17 protein-coding genes and 1 tRNA gene are annotated in these 19,540 nt (G+C 71.3%); 13 read left to right on the forward strand and 5 right to left on the reverse strand.

The window, feature by feature from the left end:
- Positions 1–28 precede the first annotated feature (28 nt).
- The 3 genes from NR111_RS13520 to NR111_RS13530 are packed head-to-tail and all read right to left on the reverse strand — an operon-like array spanning position 29 to position 1,565.
- Positions 29–910, reverse strand: coding sequence for an MBL fold metallo-hydrolase (locus NR111_RS13520; protein WP_256821080.1), 882 nt, complete (start codon positions 908–910; stop codon positions 29–31).
- Between the two features lie 5 nt (positions 911–915).
- On the reverse strand, positions 916–1,395 hold the full coding sequence (locus NR111_RS13525) for a RidA family protein (protein ID WP_096906155.1): 480 nt from the start codon (positions 1,393–1,395) through the stop codon (positions 916–918).
- On the reverse strand, positions 1,395–1,565 hold the full coding sequence (locus tag NR111_RS13530) for a DUF4177 domain-containing protein (protein ID WP_096906156.1): 171 nt from the start codon (positions 1,563–1,565) through the stop codon (positions 1,395–1,397). The genes NR111_RS13525 and NR111_RS13530 overlap by 1 nt, the downstream gene beginning before the upstream one ends.
- Before the next feature lie 66 nt (positions 1,566–1,631).
- On the opposite strand from NR111_RS13530, the gene NR111_RS13535 reads away from it, so the two are divergent.
- Both NR111_RS13535 and NR111_RS13540 read left to right on the forward strand, forming a co-directional pair.
- Positions 1,632–2,687 (forward strand): ArsA-related P-loop ATPase, encoded by a 1,056-nt coding sequence (locus NR111_RS13535; protein ID WP_154829133.1) that lies wholly within the window; start codon positions 1,632–1,634, stop codon positions 2,685–2,687.
- 1 nt (position 2,688) lies between these two features.
- A complete protein-coding gene (locus tag NR111_RS13540; RefSeq protein ID WP_067716252.1) occupies positions 2,689–3,798 on the forward strand; it encodes an ArsA-related P-loop ATPase in 1,110 nt (369 codons plus the stop codon).
- A gap of 106 nt (positions 3,799–3,904) precedes the next feature.
- On the opposite strand, the gene NR111_RS13545 is transcribed toward NR111_RS13540, so the two are convergent.
- Positions 3,905–4,282: a WhiB family transcriptional regulator gene (locus tag NR111_RS13545; protein ID WP_187352252.1), complete on the reverse strand. Its 378-nt coding sequence runs from the start codon at positions 4,280–4,282 to the stop codon at positions 3,905–3,907.
- A 268-nt stretch (positions 4,283–4,550) separates the two neighbouring features.
- Between NR111_RS13545 and NR111_RS13550 the strand changes: the two genes are divergently transcribed.
- The 4 genes from NR111_RS13550 to NR111_RS13565 all read left to right on the forward strand — a co-directional run bounded on the left by NR111_RS13550 (position 4,551) and on the right by NR111_RS13565 (position 10,324).
- Positions 4,551–6,932, forward strand: a complete 2,382-nt coding sequence (locus tag NR111_RS13550) for a transglycosylase domain-containing protein (protein WP_256821110.1) — start codon at positions 4,551–4,553, stop codon at positions 6,930–6,932.
- Positions 6,933–6,960: 28 nt separating this feature from the next.
- Positions 6,961–7,944: a metallophosphoesterase gene (locus NR111_RS13555; RefSeq protein ID WP_069389392.1), complete on the forward strand. Its 984-nt coding sequence runs from the start codon at positions 6,961–6,963 to the stop codon at positions 7,942–7,944.
- Between the two features lie 52 nt (positions 7,945–7,996).
- Positions 7,997–8,070, forward strand: a tRNA-Pro gene (locus NR111_RS13560).
- A 160-nt stretch (positions 8,071–8,230) separates the two neighbouring features.
- Positions 8,231–10,324, forward strand: a complete 2,094-nt coding sequence (locus NR111_RS13565; protein WP_256821081.1) for an acyl-CoA dehydrogenase — start codon at positions 8,231–8,233, stop codon at positions 10,322–10,324.
- Between the two features lie 111 nt (positions 10,325–10,435).
- On the opposite strand, the gene NR111_RS13570 is transcribed toward NR111_RS13565, so the two are convergent.
- A complete protein-coding gene (locus NR111_RS13570; protein WP_256821082.1) occupies positions 10,436–11,893 on the reverse strand; it encodes a hypothetical protein in 1,458 nt (485 codons plus the stop codon).
- Between the two features lie 137 nt (positions 11,894–12,030).
- On the opposite strand from NR111_RS13570, the gene mbhE reads away from it, so the two are divergent.
- Genes mbhE through mgtE form a run of 7 tightly spaced genes read left to right on the forward strand, consistent with a single transcriptional unit; the run spans position 12,031 to position 19,371 of the window.
- Positions 12,031–15,105: a hydrogen gas-evolving membrane-bound hydrogenase subunit E gene (gene mbhE / locus NR111_RS13575; protein WP_067716239.1), complete on the forward strand. Its 3,075-nt coding sequence runs from the start codon at positions 12,031–12,033 to the stop codon at positions 15,103–15,105.
- Positions 15,102–15,434: a sodium:proton antiporter gene (locus tag NR111_RS13580; RefSeq protein WP_067716236.1), complete on the forward strand. Its 333-nt coding sequence runs from the start codon at positions 15,102–15,104 to the stop codon at positions 15,432–15,434. The genes mbhE and NR111_RS13580 overlap by 4 nt, the downstream gene beginning before the upstream one ends.
- Positions 15,431–17,029: a proton-conducting transporter membrane subunit gene (locus NR111_RS13585; RefSeq protein ID WP_256821083.1), complete on the forward strand. Its 1,599-nt coding sequence runs from the start codon at positions 15,431–15,433 to the stop codon at positions 17,027–17,029. The genes NR111_RS13580 and NR111_RS13585 overlap by 4 nt, the downstream gene beginning before the upstream one ends.
- Positions 17,026–17,358, forward strand: a complete 333-nt coding sequence (locus NR111_RS13590; RefSeq protein WP_069390351.1) for a Na+/H+ antiporter subunit E — start codon at positions 17,026–17,028, stop codon at positions 17,356–17,358. Before NR111_RS13585 ends, NR111_RS13590 begins: the two co-directional genes overlap by 4 nt.
- Positions 17,355–17,627 carry a monovalent cation/H+ antiporter complex subunit F gene (locus NR111_RS13595; protein ID WP_067716228.1) on the forward strand — a complete coding sequence of 91 codons (273 nt, stop codon included), beginning with the start codon at positions 17,355–17,357 and terminating at the stop codon, positions 17,625–17,627. The genes NR111_RS13590 and NR111_RS13595 overlap by 4 nt, the downstream gene beginning before the upstream one ends.
- A gap of 5 nt (positions 17,628–17,632) precedes the next feature.
- Complete coding sequence (locus tag NR111_RS13600) at positions 17,633–17,989, forward strand: monovalent cation/H(+) antiporter subunit G (RefSeq protein ID WP_067716225.1); 357 nt, start codon at positions 17,633–17,635, stop codon at positions 17,987–17,989.
- Complete coding sequence (gene mgtE, locus NR111_RS13605) at positions 17,986–19,371, forward strand: magnesium transporter (RefSeq protein WP_256821084.1); 1,386 nt, start codon at positions 17,986–17,988, stop codon at positions 19,369–19,371. Before NR111_RS13600 ends, mgtE begins: the two co-directional genes overlap by 4 nt.
- The last annotated feature ends 169 nt before the right edge of the window (positions 19,372–19,540 follow it).

The following is a 19,540-nucleotide window of genomic DNA, read 5'->3' on the forward strand; positions in this document are numbered from 1 at the left end:
GGGCGGGGCGGGTCAGGTCGCGGGCGGGTCAGGCGTTGGCCGCGCTACCCGTGCCCTCCGTGCCCCCTGTATCCAGGCGGTCGAGGTAGCGCAGCGCGACCTTGGTGGACTGCTCGGCCACCTTGAGCAGGAACGGCGTCACGCCGCGGTAGATGTGCTGCGTGATCGCCTCGGCCGAGGCGTCGCGCCCCAACTCGGCCCGGGCGGCGATGATCTGGTCGAGTCGATCGCGCCGGTGCCGACCGAGTACCTGGGCCGCGCGGCCGGTGTTCTCCACGTCGGGCCCGTGCCCCGGGATGCCGATCACCCCGTCGGCCCGCGCCGCGAGGAGATCCATGCTGCCCAGGTAGTCACCGAGATCACCGTCGGTCGAGTCCAGCACCGTCGAATCCCGGCCGAGGATCGTGTCCCCGAGGACCACGCAGTCCGGCGGAGCAGTGAACCCGGTGCCCGCGGCCCGCACCTCGAGACTGATCGAGTCGGCCGTGTGCCCCGGGGTGCCGAGCACGATGATGTCCAGGCCGGCGGCGTGGATCACCTCGTCGTCGTCACCGCCCGTCACCAACGGCGCGGCGTCCCGGCAGAACCGCTCCTCCACGGCCCTGACGGGGGCGGAGGTGAATCCGCGCAGGTGATCGATGCCGTCGGTGTGGTCGCCGTGACGATGGGTGACGACGACGAGCTCGATCTCTCCCACGATGGCCGCGATCCGCTCGGCGTGCGCGAGGTCGTCGGGCCCGGGGTCCACCACCACGCAGGTGTGCGACCCCGGGGCCCGCAGGATGACGGTGTTGGTCCCTTCGAATGTCATCTCGGAGGGGTTGTCGCAGAGGATGACCCCGGACAGCTCCGTGACGGGTCGGAGGGTCTCGTACGCCGGGAAGGTGATCGGGGCCAGGCCTGCGGACATCGCGGCTATCCCTCGACCTCGACCACGAGCTCGACCTCGACGGGTGCGTTCAGCGGCAGCTCGGACACACCGACCGCCGACCGGGCGTGGACGCCGGCGTCGCCGAAGATCTCACCGAGCACGTCGGAGGCGCCGTTGAGGACACCCGGCTGCCCGCTGAAGCCGGGCGCGGAGGCGACGAACCCGACCACCTTGACGACCTTCACCACCGAATCGATCCCGACGAGCCCGTCGACGGCCGCCAGCGCGTTGAGGGCGCAGGTGCGGGCCAGCTCGGCGGCCTGCTCGGCGGTGACCTCGGCCCCCACCTTGCCCGTGGCCGCCAGGGCGCCGTCGACCATGGGCAACTGCCCGGAGGTGTACACGAACGCGCCGGTACGTACTGCCGGGACGTAGTTGGCGACCGGCGGGACGACCGTCGGCAGCTCCAGACCCAGCTGGTCGAGCTTGCGGGTCCAGTAGCCGGCGGTCTCGGTCTCGGGCATCAGAGCTGTCGCTTCATGTAGGCGACGTGCTGCTCACCCGTGGGACCGGGCAGAACGGAGACCAGCTCCCAGCCGTCGCCTCCCCACTGGTCGAGGATCTGCTTGGTGGCGTGCGTCAGCAGCGGGACCGTCACGTACTCGAACCGGGCTGCTCCAGTGGATTCGCTCATGTGCCCCACTCTAGGTAAGTCACGAGCGCCCCGCGCGCGGTGGTGTGAGCGCTTAGTGTGGAACGCATGCCGTCCACGATGAGTCCAGGTACGCGGTCGACACGATCGACCATCGCCGACGAGCTGTCCACCGGGTGGTCCGACAGCTCCGAACGGGCCGAGTTGCACTACGTCTCGGGGAAGGGCGGAACCGGCAAGACGACCGTCGCCACCTCCCTCGCACTGGCGCTGGCCTCCACCGGCAAGCGGGTCCTGCTGGTGGAGGTGGAGGAACGTCAGGGCATCGCCCGGATCTTCGACCGCGCCCCCCTGCCCTACCGCGAGGAACTCGTGGCCAGGGTCGACGGCGGCGGCAAGGTGTTCGCGCTGGCGATCGACATCGAGGCCGCGATGCTCGACTACCTCGACACCTTCTACCGCCTCGGGGTGGTGGGCAAGGTGATGAAGTCGGTCGGTGCGATCGAATTCGCGACCACGATCGCGCCCGGGCTCAAGGACGTCCTGCTCACCGGCAAGATCTATGAGGTCGTCGCGCGCGAGCACGCCAAGCGTGAGGTCGTCTACGACGCCGTGGTGGTCGACGCCCCGCCCACGGGCCGGATCGGCAAGTTCCTCGACGTCACCACCGCGATGGCCGACCTCGCCGGCGGGGGCGGGCCCATCCGTCGCCAGGCGGAGGCCGTGGCCGAGCTGGTCCACTCCACCCGCACGGTCGTGCACCTGGTGACGCTGTTGGAGTCACTGCCGGTGCAGGAGACCATCGAGGCGATCGCCGAACTCAAGAGCCACGGACTGCGGGTCGGCCAGGTGATCATCAACCGCGCCGAGACCCGTCACCTCGACGACGATGCGCTGCGGCGGATCGCCGAGGAGGACATCGACGCCGAGGCGGTCGCGGACGGCCTCGACGCGACCGGCGTGGAGGTCGACGACGAGGGACTGCAGGGCCTGCTGGTGCAGGCGATCGAGCACGCCCGCGTGGCCCGCGGCCAACTCCGCGCCGGCGAGACGCTCACCTCCGCCGCCTGCCCCACCCTCGTGCTGCCGGCGCTGCCCAACGGGGTGGAGGTCGCGGACCTCTACGACCTCGCCTCCGCCCTCGTCGACCAGGGAGTCCACTGACATGACACGCCGCCTCGACATCACCGCCATGCTCACCGACCCCGCCACCCGGGTGGTGGTGTGCACCGGCGCCGGCGGTGTGGGCAAGACGACCACCGCCGCGGCGGTCGCCCTGCGGGCCGCCGAACTCGGCCGCGACACGGTCGTGTTGACCATCGACCCGGCCCGTCGCCTCGCGCAGGCCCTCGGCATCGACGAGTTGTCCAACGAACCCTCCCCCGTGGACCTCGGGCAGGAGAAATCCGCCGCCGGCGGGTCACTGCACGCGATGATGCTGGACATGCGCCGTACGTTCGACGAACTGGTGGTGGCCAACACCACGGAGGCCAAGGCCCGGGACATCCTGGACAACCGCTTCTACAAGACGATGGTCACCTCCTTCGCGGGGACCCAGGAGTACATGGCCATGGAGAAGTTGGGGCAACTTCTCGACGACTCCGCGTGGGACCTCGTCGTCGTCGACACTCCCCCGTCGCGCAACGCACTTGACTTCCTCGACGCACCGCGCCGCCTCGGCGCGTTCCTCGACAGTCGGCTCATGCGGTTGCTCTCCACGCCCGGCCGCGGGGTCGGACGCCTGGTGACCGGCGCGATGAGCACCGCGATGCGCGGCGTGTCCACGGTGGTGGGGTCCTCGATGCTCAAGGACGCCTCCGAGATGGTGGTGGCGCTGGACTCCACGTTCGGCGGGTTCTCCACCCGCGCGTCCCGGACCCAGGCGATCCTGCGCCGCAAGGGCACGGAGTTCCTGGTGGTCTCCTCCGCGGAGCGGCCCGCCCTGCGCGAGGCCGCGTTCTTCGCCGAGCGACTGTCCGAGGAGAAGATGCCGCTGGCGGGGGTCGTGGTCAACCGCACCCATCCGCGACTGACCGACCTGAGCGCCGAACAGGCCTGCGCGGCCGCCGACCGCCTGGCCGGGGAGAACCCGGAGGCCGAGGCGGTGCTGCGCATCCACGCCGACCGGGCGGGCACCGCCAAGCAGGAGGTCCGACTGCTCGAGTCGTTCACCGACACCCACCCGGACGTGCGGATCGTCGGCGTGCCCTCACTGCCGTTCGAGATCTCCAACCTGGAGGCACTGCGGTCGGTGGGCGACCAACTCTGCGGCTGACGGATACGAGCGCGGCCCGCGGCGGGTGCCGCGGGCCGCGCTCGAGGTGTCCGGGCCTCGACTCGCCAGGACTCGGTGGACCTCAGGACTCGGTAGATTTCTGGACTCAGTAGACCGCGGTGTGCCGCTCGATCTGCTGCGCGAAGAAGTCTGCCCAGGAACGGACCTCGGGGTGCTGCTTGAGCAGGGCGCGGCGCTGCCGCTCGGTCATACCGCCCCAGACACCGAACTCGACGCGGTTGTCGAGTGCGTCGGCCCGGCACTGCAGCAGGACCGGGCAGTGCCGGCAGATGGACGCGGCCTTACGCTGCGCCGCGCCGCGGACGAACAGCTCGTCCGGATCGATGTCCTTGCACCGGGCCTGGGCCACCCATTCCTGGCGACCCTCCCCGATGATGATCTCCTCGGAGCCGAGGGGGTTGCCGGCACCGGGGCGGACCCCGTGGTCGGAGGAGTGGGTGGTCCCGGGGAGGGTGGACGTCATCGAAGTGCCCCTAGCGTGAGTGGAGTCGTGGACGGGTTCACCGCCCACGTCTCCGGCCTTCTGAGCCCGCCCGACGCGGCGGACTCACTGTGTCGGCGGGCGTTCGCACCTGGGATTCGTGTATCGCGATCCCATTCCGGTCCGATCCGTCCCGCGTTCCCCCATATTGTTACCGCAGTCACACAACAGAAGTAAAGAGTCGACACATGATCGCCGCGCGACGGGTGGTCCCGGAGGGGTGGTCACGTACCCTGTGCGTGTGTCGGCTATGAGTTCGCTGGGAAAGCTGGTCGCGACGTGTGTCGCCGCCGGGGTGGTCACGGCGGGGTCCCTGTTCCCGATCGCGGGGGCAGCGGGGCTGGCATCCAACAAGATGGCCGACACGTTGGCCGGGACGTCCGCGGACCTCATCAAGGGTGACCTGCCGTCGATCTCCACGGTGACCGACTCGGCCGGCGCCCCCATCGCGTGGCTGTACGACCAGCAGCGCGTGCCGGTGCCCAGCGAGGAGATCTCGCAGCAGATGAAGCTGGCGATCATCGCCATCGAGGACCGCCGGTTCGCGGACCACAACGGTGTCGACTGGCGAGGCACCGTCCGCGCGGCCCTGACCAACGCCACCTCGGGCGAGGTCGAGCAGGGCGCGTCGACGATCGACCAGCAGCTGGTCAAGAACTACCAGTTCCTCGTCTCCGCCGAGAACGACGCGGAGCGTCGCGCCGCGGTCGAGACCACACCCGCGCGCAAGATCAAAGAGATCCGGATGGCGCTCACCCTCGACGGGGAGTTGAGCAAGGACGAGATCCTCACCAAGTACCTCAACCTGATCTCGTTCGGCAACGGCACGTTCGGCGTCCAGACCGCCGCGCAGACCTACTTCGGCGTCGACGCCCGCGACCTCAGCGTCTCCCAGGCGGCGATGCTCGCGGGCATGGTGCAGTCCACCAGTCGGTTCGACCCGTACACCAACCCCGAGGGCACCACGCAGCGCCGCAACACCGTCATCGACACGATGGTCCAGACCGGCGCCATCACCCCGGCCGAGGGCGAGGCCTACGCGGCCGAACCGCTGGGCGTGCTCAAGCGACCGAACCCGCTGCCCCGCGGGTGCATCACCGCCGGTGACAGCGGATTCTTCTGCGACTACGTCCTCCAGTACCTCGAGGAGAACGGCCTGAGTCGCGACATGGTGGAGCAGGGCGGGTACACGATCCGCACCACCCTCGACGAGACCGTCCAGTCCAACGTCCAGCGCTCGGTCGACACGTACGGCAACCCGACCGCCCAGGGCGTGGCCGAGGTGATGAGCGTCGTCCGGCCCGGCAAGGACGCCCACAAGGTCGTCGCGATGGCCTCCAGCCGCCAGTACGGACTCGAACTGGGGGACAGCCAGACCGTGCAACCGCAGCCGTTCTCGCTGGTCGGTGACGGCGGGGGCTCGGTCTTCAAGGTCTTCACCGTCGCCGCCGCCATGGAGAAGGGCATGGGCACCAACACGACCCTCCCGGTGCCGCGTCGCGTCCAGGTCTCCGGACTCGGCGCCGGTGGCGCCGCCGGGTGCCCGCCCGCACAGTACTGCGTGGAGAACGCCGGCTCGTACCCCTCCTCCCTGTCCGTGACCGACGCCCTCGCGCAGTCGCCCAACACGACGTTCGTGAATCTCATCAAGGACGTGGGCGTCTCGCCCACCGTCGACATGGCGGTCCGCCTCGGCATGCGTTCCTACGACCGTAAGGGCACCGCGCCCGGAGGCGACTCGATCAGCGAATTCGTCAAGAAGAACAACCTCGGCTCGTTCACCCTCGGGCCCACCGCCGTCAACGCACTGGAGCTGTCCAACGTCGGCGCCACCATCGCCTCCGGCGGCGTCTGGTGTCCCCCCAGTCCCATCGAGTCGATCACCGACCGCACCGGCGCACCCGTCGAGCTGAACGAGCCGGAGTGCGAGCAGGTCGTCGAGGAAGGGCTCGCCGACACCCTCGCCGTCGCCATGTCCAAGGACCACGTGGGCGCCGGCACGGCGGCCAGCGCCGCATCGGGCGCCGGGTGGAGCCTGCCGATGTCCGGCAAGACGGGAACATCCGAGGCCAACCGGTCCTCCGCGTTCCTGGGCTTCACCAACAACTACGCGGCGGCCGTCTACGCGTTCAACGACGGCACCACCACCACCGAGCTGTGCACCAGCCCCCTGCGCCAGTGCTCGTACGGCAACCTCTTCGGTGGCCTCGAGCCGGCACAGACCTGGTTCTCGGCCTTCTCCCCGATCGCCGACATCTACGGTCCGCTCCGACTGCCCGCACCCGATCCCGCCTACCAGGCCGGGACCAGCGGGGCCGCCGCCCCGGACGTCGCGGGCATGAGCCAGTCCGCCGCGACGTCGCTGCTCACCAACGCCGGGTTCGTCGTCAACACGCAGTTCGTCTCCGGCACGGGCCGCCCGTACGGCACCGTCATCGGCGTCGACGGCAGCACCGGCATCCCCGGGTCCCAGCTCACCCTCCGCGTCTCCGACGGATCGGGCGGCGGCGGGGGCGGGGGCACCGGCGCGCAGGGGCAGGGCGCCTCCGGCCCGGGGGCGCCGGTCGGGGACGAACCCATCGTGCTCAACGTGCCGGGCCTGGCCCCCATCACCATCTCGCCGCCGCGGTGACCCCGCCCGGCGTCGGTAGTCTGGACTGATGTCACGCCCTTCACGCAAGACCCGGGTTTCGACGACCTCCCCCGCCCGCGCGGCGGCCGTCCTCGCCGGGGCGGTCGTGGCGGGAACCGTGTACGCCACGGGCTGGGAGCGCAACGCCTTCACGCTGCGCCGCCACTCCCTGCCGCTGCTCGCGCCCGGCTCGCGGCCCCTGACGATCCTCCACGTCTCGGACCTGCACATGATGCCCGGCCAGAAGCGTAAGCAGCAGTTCGTCAACTCGCTGGCGGAGTTGGAGCCCGACCTGGTCGTCAACACCGGCGACAACCTCTCCGACGCCCGGGCCGTGCCCTCCGTGGTCCAGGCCCTCGGGCCACTGCTCGACCGGCCCGGGGCGTTCGTGTTCGGCTCCAACGACTACTACGCCCCGGTCCCCAAGAGCCCGCTGCCGTACATCGGGATAGGCCGCCAGAAACACTCGGCCGTCCCGTTGCCGTGGCGGGATCTCAGGGCCGCCTTCACCGAGCGGGGCTGGGTCGACGCCACCCACCAGCGCGCCGAGATCGCGGTCGACGGCCGTAGCGTGCTCGTCGCCGGTGTCGACGACCCCCACATCGGACGGGACCACTACAACGAGATCGCCGGACCCGCCGGGCCCGCCTTCGACCTGCGGATCGGGTTGCTGCACTCCCCGGAGCCACGCGTGCTGGACCGGTTCGACGCCGACGGGTACGACCTCGCGCTCGCGGGGCACACCCACGGTGGTCAACTCTGCCTCCCCACCGGCGCGATCGTCACCAACTGCGGCATCGACCGCTCGCGGGCCCAGGGTCTGTCCGCGTGGGGCCGGAACCTGGTGTTGCACGTCTCCGCCGGCCTGGGCACCTCCCCGTACGTGCCGGTTCGGACGTTCTGCCGCCCGGAGGCGACCCTGCTGGAACTGGTCGCCGCCCCCGGTGGTGGCGGCGAGGGATCCGAGGTCCCGGTGACCCCGCAACGGGTGAAGGTGCCCCTGCCGGCCTGACCCGGTTTCGCGATTCCGGCGGCGGGGCGCTAGAGTATCCCTCGTTGTCGACCGGGGTGTGGCGCAGCTTGGTAGCGCGCTTCGTTCGGGACGAAGAGGCCGTGGGTTCAAATCCCGCCACCCCGACAATGCGAGGGCCCGGATCACGTCGGTGATCCGGGCCCTCGGTCTTTTCGTGCCCTCGGCCAGTTCGTGCCGTGCCCTCGGGTTCCCCCTGCCGTGGTGCCGTCGACGTGGGGCCGCTCTTCCGGTGCACAGCGGCGCGGACTCTCCGTAGAGTCGTGTCATGACCTCCGAGACCGACGTCCAGAACGCCGCCGCCGCAGGGGACAGTGCACCTGGGACCGGCCCGGCCGTGCACCCGAACTACGGCCGCATCACCACCACCGGGGCGGGGGACGCGGTCCTCGCGGCCTCGCTGCAGAAGGTCCTCGACGGGACCTGGGCCGATGCCCGCGAGTTCACGCGCGAGGCCATGACCCCGGACATGCTCAACCCGATCGGGCTGGGCATGGAGGAGCATCGCGACCATGTACTGGCGCAGCTCCAGCGCCTGGCCGACTCCGGGATGCCCAAGCTGGGGTTCCGCGAGGAGGACGGTGGGACCGGTGACACCGGCGGGGCGTTGACGTCCTTCGAGATGCTCGGCCACCTCGACCTGTCCCTCATGGTCAAGGCCGGCGTCCAGTGGGGCCTGTTCGGCGGCGCGATCGCCAACCTCGGCGACTCCGAGACCCGTAAGAAGTACCTGCCGGACGTCATGTCCCTGGACCTGCTCGGCTGCTTCGCCATGACCGAGGTCGGCGGCGGCTCGGACGTGCAGAACCTGGAGACGACGGCGACGTTCGATCGTGAGACCGGCGAGTTCGTCGTCAACACCCCCACGCCCAGCGCGGAGAAGGCCTACATCGGCAACGCCGCCCGCGACGGCCGGATGGCCGCCGTGTTCGCCCAGCTGATCACGACCGCGGACGACGGCGGGGAACTCCGCCACGGTGTCCACTGCCTGCTCGTGCCGATCCGCGACGAGGCCGGTAACGACCTGCCGGGGGTGCGCACCTCCGACCACGGCCCCAAGGGCGGCCTCGCGGGCGTGGACAACGGCAAGATCTGGTTCGACGACGTGCGGGTCCCGCGGGAGGCGCTGCTCGACCGCTTCGGCGCCGTCGACGCCGACGGGGAGTACTCCTCCCCCATCGATTCGGTGGGCGCCCGATTCTTCACCATGCTCGGCACGCTCATCCGCGGTCGGGTGTCGGTGGGAGCGGCGGCGGGCGCGTCCGCGCGCACCGCGCTGGCGCTGGCCGTGCGGTACTCGCTGGTCCGCCGGCAGTTCGACCACCCGGAGACCGGCAAGGGCATCCCGCTGCTGGAGTACCGCGAGCACCAGCGTCGGCTCATGCCACGGGTCGCCCGCGCGTACGCGTTCGCGTGCGCCCAGAACGCCATCATCCTCGAACTGGACGAGTTCGAGAAGAACCCGGAGGCCTTCGACGAGGTCCGTCGCCGCGAGATGGAGACCCACGCCGCGGGCATCAAGGCCTCGGTCACCGCGTTCGCCAACGACACGATCATCGAGGCCCGCCTGGCCTGCGGCGGCGCCGGCTACATGGCGGAGAACCTGCTCACGGAGATACGCAAGGACTGCGACGTCTTCTCGACCTTCGAGGGCGACAACGTGGTGCTCACCCAGTTGGTGGGCAAGGAGCTCCTGAGCTCCTACGCCGCGGACTTCGGCGACATGGACCAGCGCGAGACCGTCGCGTTCGCGCTGAGCACGGCCGTCGACGTGGTGCAGGAGAAGGCCCGCGCCTCCACCCTGTGGCAGAAGCTCGTCGACGCCGTGACGGACCGCGAGCACACCGACCTGCTCGATCGCGGCAACCAGCTCCAGCTCCTCGTCGACCGCGAGGAGCACCTGCTGGAGACGGTCGCGCGACGGCTGCGCAAGGCGCAGGGCCAGGACGGTTCGGCGGCGTTCAAGGTCTTCAACTCGGCGCAGGATCATCTCCTGCAGGCCGGTCGCGCCCACATGGACAGCTGGGTGTTCGCCCGCTTCGCCGAGGCCGTGGAGGCCTGCGAGGACCCGGAGGCCAGGGAGGTCCTCGGGATGTTGTGCGACCTGTACGTGCTCGACATCGTGGACGGCGACAAGGGCTGGTTCCTCGAGCACAACCGTCTGACGACCGAGCGGACGAAGGCGGCCACCGCGGCCCGCAACCGTCTCTGCACCAAGTTGGCCGGCCGGGCGCGCACGCTGGTCGACGCCTTCGCGATCCCCGAGTTCGTCTTCAGCGTCCCCATGCTCACCGACGGCGGCGTGGACGCGATCACCGACGAGCCCTCCGACGAACACGAGGTCGTCGGCCTGGCCGACTGACCTCGCGCGACCCCTTCATCCCGAAGAGCGTTCCGCACACGTTTCCCGAGAGGGAGGCGTGCGGAACGCTCTTCTCGTCGGCGCGGGAGCGGGTCCGCCTCGGCGCGACGTCTACCGGCGGGCGCGGGGCCGCCCGGCGACGATCACCGCCAGAAGCGAGAACACCGCGACCGCCAGCAGGACCGCCGCGCCGGTCCAGGCGACGGAGGCGGGCCCGGACAGGAGCACGGCGTCGAGCGCCGCGGTGGCCTGCCCGGTCGTGGTCGCCGAGGTGACGGTGACGATCGCCGAGGGCGCACCGCCGGCGACCCACACCCACCACGCCGCGCCGGCCGCCGCGGCGGCGAGGATCACCGCCGTGATCCGACCGGGCCACGGGCCGAGCACCGCGACGAGTGCGCGCCACAGGGCGGAGGAGGCGACGACGACGAGGGCGACGAGAGCCACGGCGGCAGTAGCCCCGCCCGCGGTGGGGCCGTCGGCGGTGGCCAGCGCCCACGCGGACAGGCCCGCGGTGAGCAGGGTCAGCGCGAGAACCGACTCCGCGATCGACGAGCCGGGCCGGCGGACGAGCTGGACGAGCAGTGCTCCGAGCATCGCTGCGGCGGCGACGCCGAGGATCCCGGCGGAGGTGCGGCGCTCGGAGTCGTCGGCGGCCGCGGCGGCCTCCAGCCCGGCGTCGCCCTGCTCGACGGCCAGGGCCCGCCCGGTCTTGCCGATGGACTCCTGGGTGCGGCCGGCGGAGTCGGCGACGCTGGCCGCACCGTCGCGGAGCGTGTCGGCTCCCGTGGCGAGCTCGCCCGCGCCGCCGGCGAGTTCGCGGGCGCCACGGGTGGCGGAGTAGACGCCGTCGCGCAGCTCGGCGCCCGGGGCGGAGAGTTGGCGGGCGAGTTCCGCCGCGCCGGAGTCGAGCTGGTCGAGGTTGCTCAGCGTGTTCTGGTCGAGGCCCTGGGTGGCCAGCTGGTCACGGAGCCCGGTCAGGGCGTTGCGCGCCTGGACGACCTCGGGGGCGTCGCCCTGCAGCCGCGACAGGGCGTCCTCGATCGCGGTGGAGACCTGCCCCTGGATCACGGCGACCCCGCGGACCGCACCCACGACCTGACGGACGCCGCCCGCGACCTCCTCGGCCCCGGATCCGGCCTGCCCCATCCCCGCCTGCAACTGCTCCATGCCCGTGGCCAGCTCCGCGGAGCCGTCGCGCAGCTGCCCGGCACCGTCGGCGAGTTCGGCCGTCCCGGAGCGCAACTGCTCTGCTCCGGCGACCGTGAACGACGAGTTGGCCGACGCCTCCGACAGCGCCGAACGCAGCGGCCCGCCGGCGCCGGGGGCGGCGTCCTCCTGCTGGGGGGTCGGCCCGACCACCGCCCACAGTGCGGCCAGGACGAGGGGCAGGACGATCAGCGCCAGGCCCAGCAGCCGCCGCGCGGGTCCCCCGCGGGCGGCGCCGACCTCGTGGCCCGGGGCGTCCGGCGCGTCCGGGGGGTCTGATCGAGGGGAGGTGCCGGGGTCGGTGACGGGCAGGATGTCGGTGTGCGGCGAGGTCTCAGAGGGGGCGTCCGAGGAGGTCATGGCCGGATCGTAGCCCCCTGGAACCGGTGTTCCCGCAGGTCACTCGGCATGCCCCCGCATCGGTGTCCGTGGCTCTTGATAAACTTCCGTGGAAACCTTCGCACCCCTCGCCACCCGCTGCCGCGCAGGAAGGAGCCATGAGCCCCGTCCTCGCGATCGCTGCTGCAGGTCTGGCCACCCTGCTCGCATGGCCGCTCACACGGTGGTTGGGCCGGGGCGCGGGATGGCCGCTCGCGGCGCTCTACCTACTGGGGGCGTCCGCGCTCCTGTGGCCGCTCTCGCTGGCCCTGTCGGGGAGGCCCACCGAGGTCGTACGCATCCCCTGGGTGCCCGCCCGCGACTGGACCCTGGACCTGTTCGCGGACCCCACGGGCCTGCTCTTCGCGATGCTCGCGTTGGTGATCGGCGCGATCGTGTTGATCTATTCGTCGTCGTATCTCTCCGGCGGCGGTGACCACGGGCACGGGCGTCGGCACGCCCGCGGGCGGCGCCCACAGCACTACGGCTTCTACCAGCTCATGACCCTGTTCACGGTCTCCATGCTGGGGCTCGTCCTCACGGACTCGATGGTGCTGCTCTACGTGTGCTGGGAGCTCACGTCCCTGGCGTCGTTCGCGTTGATCGCCAACTCGGGCCGCCCCGCCTACGCCGCCGCGCTGCGCACCCTCACGGTGACCGTCGTCGGTGGCCTCGTGCTGCTGGGCGCGCTCGTGGCCATGTGGTTGCGCACCGACACCACCTCCATCTCGGAGGCCCTCGCGCACGACGTGTGGTCCACCGACCCCGGCTTCACCGCAGCGATCGCGGTCGCCGTGGCGGTGGCCGCGTTCACCAAGTCCGCCCAGTTCCCGTTCCACTTCTGGCTGCCGGACGCGATGGCGGCGGCGACCCCGGTGAGCGCGTACCTGCACGCCGCGGCCGTGGTCAAGGCCGGGATCTTCCTGTTCATGCGGTTCTCCCCGGCCTTCCACGACGTGCCGGTGTGGAACGCACTGCTCGTGTCCGTGGGCATGGGAACCGCCGTGATGGCGGCCGTGTTCGCCCTGCAGAAGACCGACCTCAAGCAGCTCATGGCCTATTCCACCGTGAGCCAGCTGGGGTGGATCACCGCGGCGATCGGCGTGGGGACGCAGGAGGCGCTCGCCGCCGCCGCACTGCACACCGTCGCCCACGCCCTGTTCAAGTCCGGGCTGTTCATGCTGGTCGGCGTGGTCGACCACGAGGCGGGGGCCCGCGACATCCGCGACCTCGGCCCGCTGTGGCGCCGCATGCCGTGGACGTTCGGCGCCACCGTGCTCGGCGCGGGCGCCATGGCCGCCGTGCCGCCCACCCTGGGCTTCGTGTCCAAGGAGTCCATGCTCATCGCGTTCGGCGACGTCGCCGGCGGGAACACGGTGGCGGTGACCGCCCTGCTGACCGCCGCCGTGATCGGGGCGATCCTCACCTTCCTCTACTGCGCCCGGATCGTGCTGGGCGGCTTCCTCGGCGTCTACCGCGACCCGGCCCGGACGGCGGCCGACCCGGACGAGGTCCACGAGGCACCGGTCCGGCTCTGGCTGCCCGCGGCCCTGCCCGCCGCGATCGGGTTGCCGCTGGCGCTCGTGGTCTGGGTCTTCGACGTGCCGATGTCCGCGGTCGCCGAGGCCGCGGCCGGTTCGTTCGGCTGGCCCCCGAACGAACCGGGCACCGCCGTCGTCTATGGCACCGCTCCCGCCGGGACGATCGACGACCTGACCTACGAGGCCCACTTCGTCCTGTGGCACGGGCTGACCCTCGAGGTCGGGCTCACCGCCCTGATCCTCGTCGTCGGTGCCCTGCTGGCCTGGAAGCGCACGCCGATCGACCGCGCACTCGACCGGGCGCTGCTGCCCTTCACGGGCGCCTCCGTCCTCGAGGGCCTGACGTCGGCGGCCACGCGCGCCGGCCGCGCGCTGGTCCGTCCCACCGCGTCGGACTCCCCCGCTCGGCACGCCGGCGCCCTGCTGGCGGTCCTGAGCGTCTACGCGGTCGGGATCGGCGGCTGGGCACTGGCGACGGGCAGTGAGATCCCCCCGCGCGTCGGCGGGCTCGAGAACGCGATCGACGTCGTGTTGCTCCTCGTGGTCGCGGTGGGCGTGCTGGGGCTGTGCGTCACGCGCTCGCGCCTGTCGGCCGCGGTGCTGCTGTCGGCCGTCGGGATCGCCGTGACCATCCAGATCTTCGGCCTCGGCGCGCCCGACGTCGGACTGACCCAGCTGCTGGTCGAGGCGCTCACGATCATCATGTTCGTGCTCGTCCTGAGGCGGTTGCCCCGCGACTTCATCACCGCCTCCCGCCCGAGGAACACCGCCGCCATCGTGCTGGCCGTCCTCACCGGCATCACAACCACCATCGGTGTGCTGGTCTTCACCGGGCGCCGGGAACGCTCCCCGATCGGCGTGTACCTGCTGGAGAACAGCCCCGAGATCACCGGCGGGAGCAACATCGTCAACACGATCCTCGTGGAGTTCCGCGCTCTCGACACCTTCGGCGAGGTGGCCGTGCTCGGCGTGGCCGGCATCGCGATCCTCGGCGTCCTCGGCTCGGTCCGGGCCACCGCCCAGACCATGGATCCCGAGTCCGTCCGCGAGACCCTGCCCGGTTCCGCGAAGAGCACCGGCACGGCCGCGGAGGCGTTGGAGGACGCCGCCCGCAACACCGTGCCGTTGAAGCTGCTCGCACGGGGCGTGACGCCGGTCCTCGCCGTGGTCTCCGTGATGCTGCTGTGGCGTGGCCACAACGAGCCCGGCGGCGGTTTCATCGCCGCCCTGGTCGCGGCGTGCGCATTCGCGCTGGTCTACCTGGCCCGCGAGTCGGATCGCCCCGTGAGCCGACGCTCCACCCCGGTCGCGCTCATCGGCGGGGGGCTGGTGGTCGCCGGACTCACCGGGATCGGCGGCTACGCGCTCGGGCAGTTCCTCCAGCCCGCTAACGGGTACTTCCTGGGCCAGCGCCTCTCCAGTGCCCTCATCTTCGACCTCGGGGTCTACGCCGGCGTCCTCGGACTGGTCATGACCGCGTTCAACACGCTCGGCGCGGGCCGCGCCCCCGCAGAGGTCGTCTCCGGCCCCGACGCGCCGGACACCGGCCGCCGGAAGTCAGGCCCGCGGAAAACCAGTGGTGGGGCCGGTACCGGCGTAACCGGGGGCACCCCGGGGACTCGTCGCGGAACCGACGAGGAGGTCGCCCGGTGACCATCGCGATCATGATCGGCGTCCTCACCGCGGGCGGCGTCTACCTGATGATGCAGCGCGGCATGGTCCGTGTCGTGTTCGGTCTCGCGCTCATCAGCCACGCGGTCAACCTCACGTTGCTCAGCGCTGGCGTGGCGGCCTGGCGGGCCGAGCCACTCGCCGACGTCAACGCAGTCGACGTGTCCGCCGACCCGCTCCCCCAGGCGTTCGTCCTCACCGCGATCGTCATCACGCTCGCGGTGACCGTGTTCATGCTCTCGCTCGCGGTGGTGAGCCGCGACGACGACACCCACAACGTCCCGCCCACCGGTGAGGAGTACGCGTCGTGACCGCCCTGCTCCTGCCCCTGCTGGCAGCCATTCCCGTGATGGCCGCCGCCGTCACGGCGATCCTGCCGTCCCGGCAGGCCGGCCGTCTCGTGGCGCTGGCGGTCCCGGCGGCCACGGCGGTCGCCGGGCTCGTGCTCCTCGTACTGCACCGGTCCGAACCGGTGATCGCCGCCTCGGTGGGCGGCTTCGTGCCGGGCGTCGCGATCCCCTTCGTCTCCGACTCGTTCGCCGCGCTCATGCTGGTCACCACCGGTGTGGTGGCGTTGATGTCCCTGGTGTTCTGTGACCAGACCGGCGAGTTCGGCCGGAGCCGCTACTTCGCCCCGCTGGCCCTGCTGCTGCTCGCCGGCGCCAACGGCGCCCTGCTCACCGGCGACCTGTTCAACCTCTTCGTCTTTGTCGAGGTCATGCTGCTGCCCTCGTACGCGCTCATCGCCATGACGGGCACGTGGCGCCGCCTCGGCGTGGGCCGGTTGTTCGTCGTGATCAACCTCCTCACCTCCACGCTGCTGCTCGCGGGCGTCGGCTTCGTGTACGGCACCGCCGGAAGCGTCAACCTCGCCGTGCTCGCGGGAGCGGCACAGGAGGACGGCCGGGTCGCCGCCGCCCTGGGTGTGGTGCTCATGGCCCTGTGCATCAAGGCCGGCGCCGTACCCGTCCACGGGTGGCTGCCCCGCGCCTACCCCGGCACCTCCGCCGGGGTCATGGCGCTGTTCTCCGCGCTGCACACCAAGGTGGCTCTCTACGCGGTCATCCGGATCTGGGCCACCGCCTTCGACCTCGATCCGGCATGGGGCCGCGTCCTGTTGGTCGTGGCGCTGGTGACCGCGCTGTGGGGTGCCGTCGCCTCGGCGTCCCCCGTCGGCGCCCGCGAGATCCTCGCCTGGCAGATGGTCTCCGGGGTCGGCGTCATCCTCGCCGCGCTGGCGGTCGCGCAGGCCCCCGGCGGTGCGATCGTCTACATGATCCACCACATGGTCACCATCGGGGCGCTCGTGATGCTGATCGGTGCCGCCGAGCACGTCTACCGCAGCGGACAGCTGGCTGGGCTGTCGGGCCTCTGGTACCGCGAACGTCCGCTAGGGGTGCTGCTGGTGCTCGCCATCGCGGCCCTCGTCGGACTGCCGCCCACCTCGGGGCTGACCGGCAAACTCGAGGTCGTGACCGCCGCCCTGGGGACGGGTGGCGCATGGGGAGTCGCCACCGTCGTCGTCGTCCTGGTCTCCTCCCTCATCGGGCTCGTGGCCATGCTCCGGTTGTGGCGCGGCATCATGTGGGGCGGACCCGCGCCCCGTCCCGGCGATGACGACGGTGACAGCGACGAGCGCCAGCAGGGGGTTGACGAGCACGGCGGCGATGACGGCGACGACGACGATGACGACGACGTTCGCCCGTCTCCGCGCGTGCCGGCGCGCCTGCTCGTGCCCGGGGGCGTACTCGCGGCCCTGTCGGTGGCCATCTTCCTGGGGTACGGGGCGATCGCCCCGGAGGTGGACCGGGCGGTGGCCGGCCTCGTCGACACCGGCGCGTACGTCTCGGCCGTGCTCGACGGCCCCGATGCGATGACCGACTCGACGATCGGGGGACGCTCGTGATCCGCCGGGTACTCCGCGCCCCGGTCGTCCTGGGGTGGTTGCTGTGGAACGTCGTGCTGTCGTCGGTGGCCCTGGCCAAGGAGGCCGTCACACCCGGTCCGATCGGCACCCCGGTGCTGGTGCGCTATCCCATGCGCTGCCGCACCGACGTGGAGATCACGGCCCTGGCCTGGGCGATCACCGTCACGCCGGGGACACTGGTGACGGTCATCGGTGATGACGAGATGTGGGTCCACGTCGTGCTCGGCGGGCCCCGTCAGGAGATGATCGAGTTGCTCGGTCGGACCGAGGACCGGGTGCTGTCCGTTCTGCGAGGTGAAGACGAATGAGCCCGCTGCTGACGGTGCTGCTGGCCGTGTCGACCGTGATCGTCGTCGCGAGCATGGTGGTGGCGGCGGTCCGCGCGGTACGCGGACCGGGCGATGCCAACCGTGCCGTCATGGCTGATCTGAGTTACTTCTGCGCGGTGGCACTGTTCGTGCTGTTCGTGATCCGTCAGGGATCTGCGGTGGCACTGGACGTGGTGATGCTCGGATCGCTCATCGGTGTGCTCTCGACCGTCGCCCTCGCGCGGTTGCTCTCCCGAGGACAGCGGTGACGGGGATGGAGGGCTCGATGATCGCGGACCTGGTGATCGGTGTACTGGCGCTGCTCGGGTCGCTGTGCTTCCTGGTGGCCGCTGTGACCATGTCCCGGGCCGGCGACGCGCTGACCCGGATCAACATCCTGTCCGTGGCGACCGGCCTGGGGATGATGCTGTTCATCTTCTCGGCCTACGGGCACGAGCTGAGATCCGGGTTCTCCTGGGCGCAGCTGCTCATGGCGCTGGTGGCCCTGGGAGCGACGGTGGTGGTGACCACGGTCGCCTCCATGACGCTGGCCCGCGCCGCCTACCGGGCGGACGGCAGACTCGACCCGCTGACGGCCTACGACGACATCGCCGAGGAGACCGGGACATGACCGGGCCGGGTGACGCACGCGACGGCCGGGACCAGACCCTGCGTGATCCGGCCGACGCCGCCCGACGGATCGACTCACTGATCGACAGTGGTGACCTGCGCACGGCCTCCGACATGGTCGAGGAGATGCCGCCCTGGCTGATCGTCGACGTCCTCGAGCGCAGCGGCGCCAAGGACCGGGCCGTGCTGTTCCGGTTGCTGTCCAAGGGCACCGCGCTGGTGGTCTTCGAGGCCCTCGACCCGCCGCTGCAGTCCGAGCTGATCCGCGCGCTGCACACGGACCGCGTCAACCAGATCTTCACCGACCTCGACCCCGACGACCGGGCCGGGCTGATCGACGAACTCCCGGCGCGCGTGGCCACCCGGCTCATGCGGGAACTCGACCACGACGAGCAGGCCCTCACCGCAGCGGTGCTCGACTACCCGGTCGGCTCGGTCGGTCGGCGGATGAGCCCGGAGTTCATCTCCACCCACCCCGACGTCACCGCCGGCGAGACCCTCGACCGTGTGCGCCAGCGGATCGACGAGGCCGAGACGATCTACGGCATCCCGGTGACCGACGACCAGCGTCGCCTGGTGGGGATCGTGGGCCTGCGCGCGATCATGCGCGCCGAGCCGGGGACACCGGTCCGCGACCTGATGAACGACGCGATCACCGCGCGGGCACGCGAGTCCGCCGAGACCGCCGCGCGCAGGTCAGCGGAGGAGCGCCTCATCGTGATGCCGGTCGTCGACGACGAGGGCCGGCTGGTCGGGATCCTCACATTCGACGACGCCCTGCGGGTCCTCGAGGACGCCGAGACCGAGGACACCGCGCGCGCCGGTGGTGCGGAACCGCTGCGCGCGCCCTACCTCGCGACCCCGGTGCGATCGCTGGTGCGGTCGCGTGTGGTCTGGCTGCTGGTCCTCGCCCTCGGTGCCGCGCTCACCGTCCAGGTGCTCGAGGTGTTCGAGGGGACGATCGAGCAGGTGGTGGCGCTGTCACTGTTCGTGCCACTCATCATCGGCACAGGCGGCAACACCGGAAACCAGGCGGCCACCACCGTGACCCGCGCCCTCGCACTGGGCGACGTGCGTCCCCGCGACGGGCTGCGCGTCCTGGGCCAGGAGGTGCGGACCGGGTTCACGCTGGGTCTGGTCCTCGGCGCGGTGGGGGCACTGGCGGCGGGATTGATCTACGGCACCGATCTGGGCCTCGTGATCGGGTTGACCCTGCTGGTGTTGTGCACCGTCGCGGCGACCGTGGGCGGTCTGATGCCGCTCCTCGCGCAGGCCGTCCGCGCCGACCCGGCCGTGTTCTCCAACCCGTTCATCACGACGTTCGTCGACGCCACCGGGTTGATCGTCTACTTCCTCATCGCGCGGGCGGTCCTGGGCCTGTAGGCGGAACTCCCCGGTGCGCTGCGGTGCGCTGCGCTGCTTCGCCGACCCGCGACACCGTAGGGCGACCGAGCCGACGGAGCGCGGGAACCGCCGCTGACGGGCACCACGTGGCGCTAGGGTGACACATGTCACATCCGGCTCGTCCGGAGTCCCCACCGCCCTGAAGGTG

This window comes from Dietzia sp. Die43, assembly GCF_024519835.1.
GTDB classification, from domain to species: domain Bacteria; phylum Actinomycetota; class Actinomycetes; order Mycobacteriales; family Mycobacteriaceae; genus Dietzia; species Dietzia kunjamensis.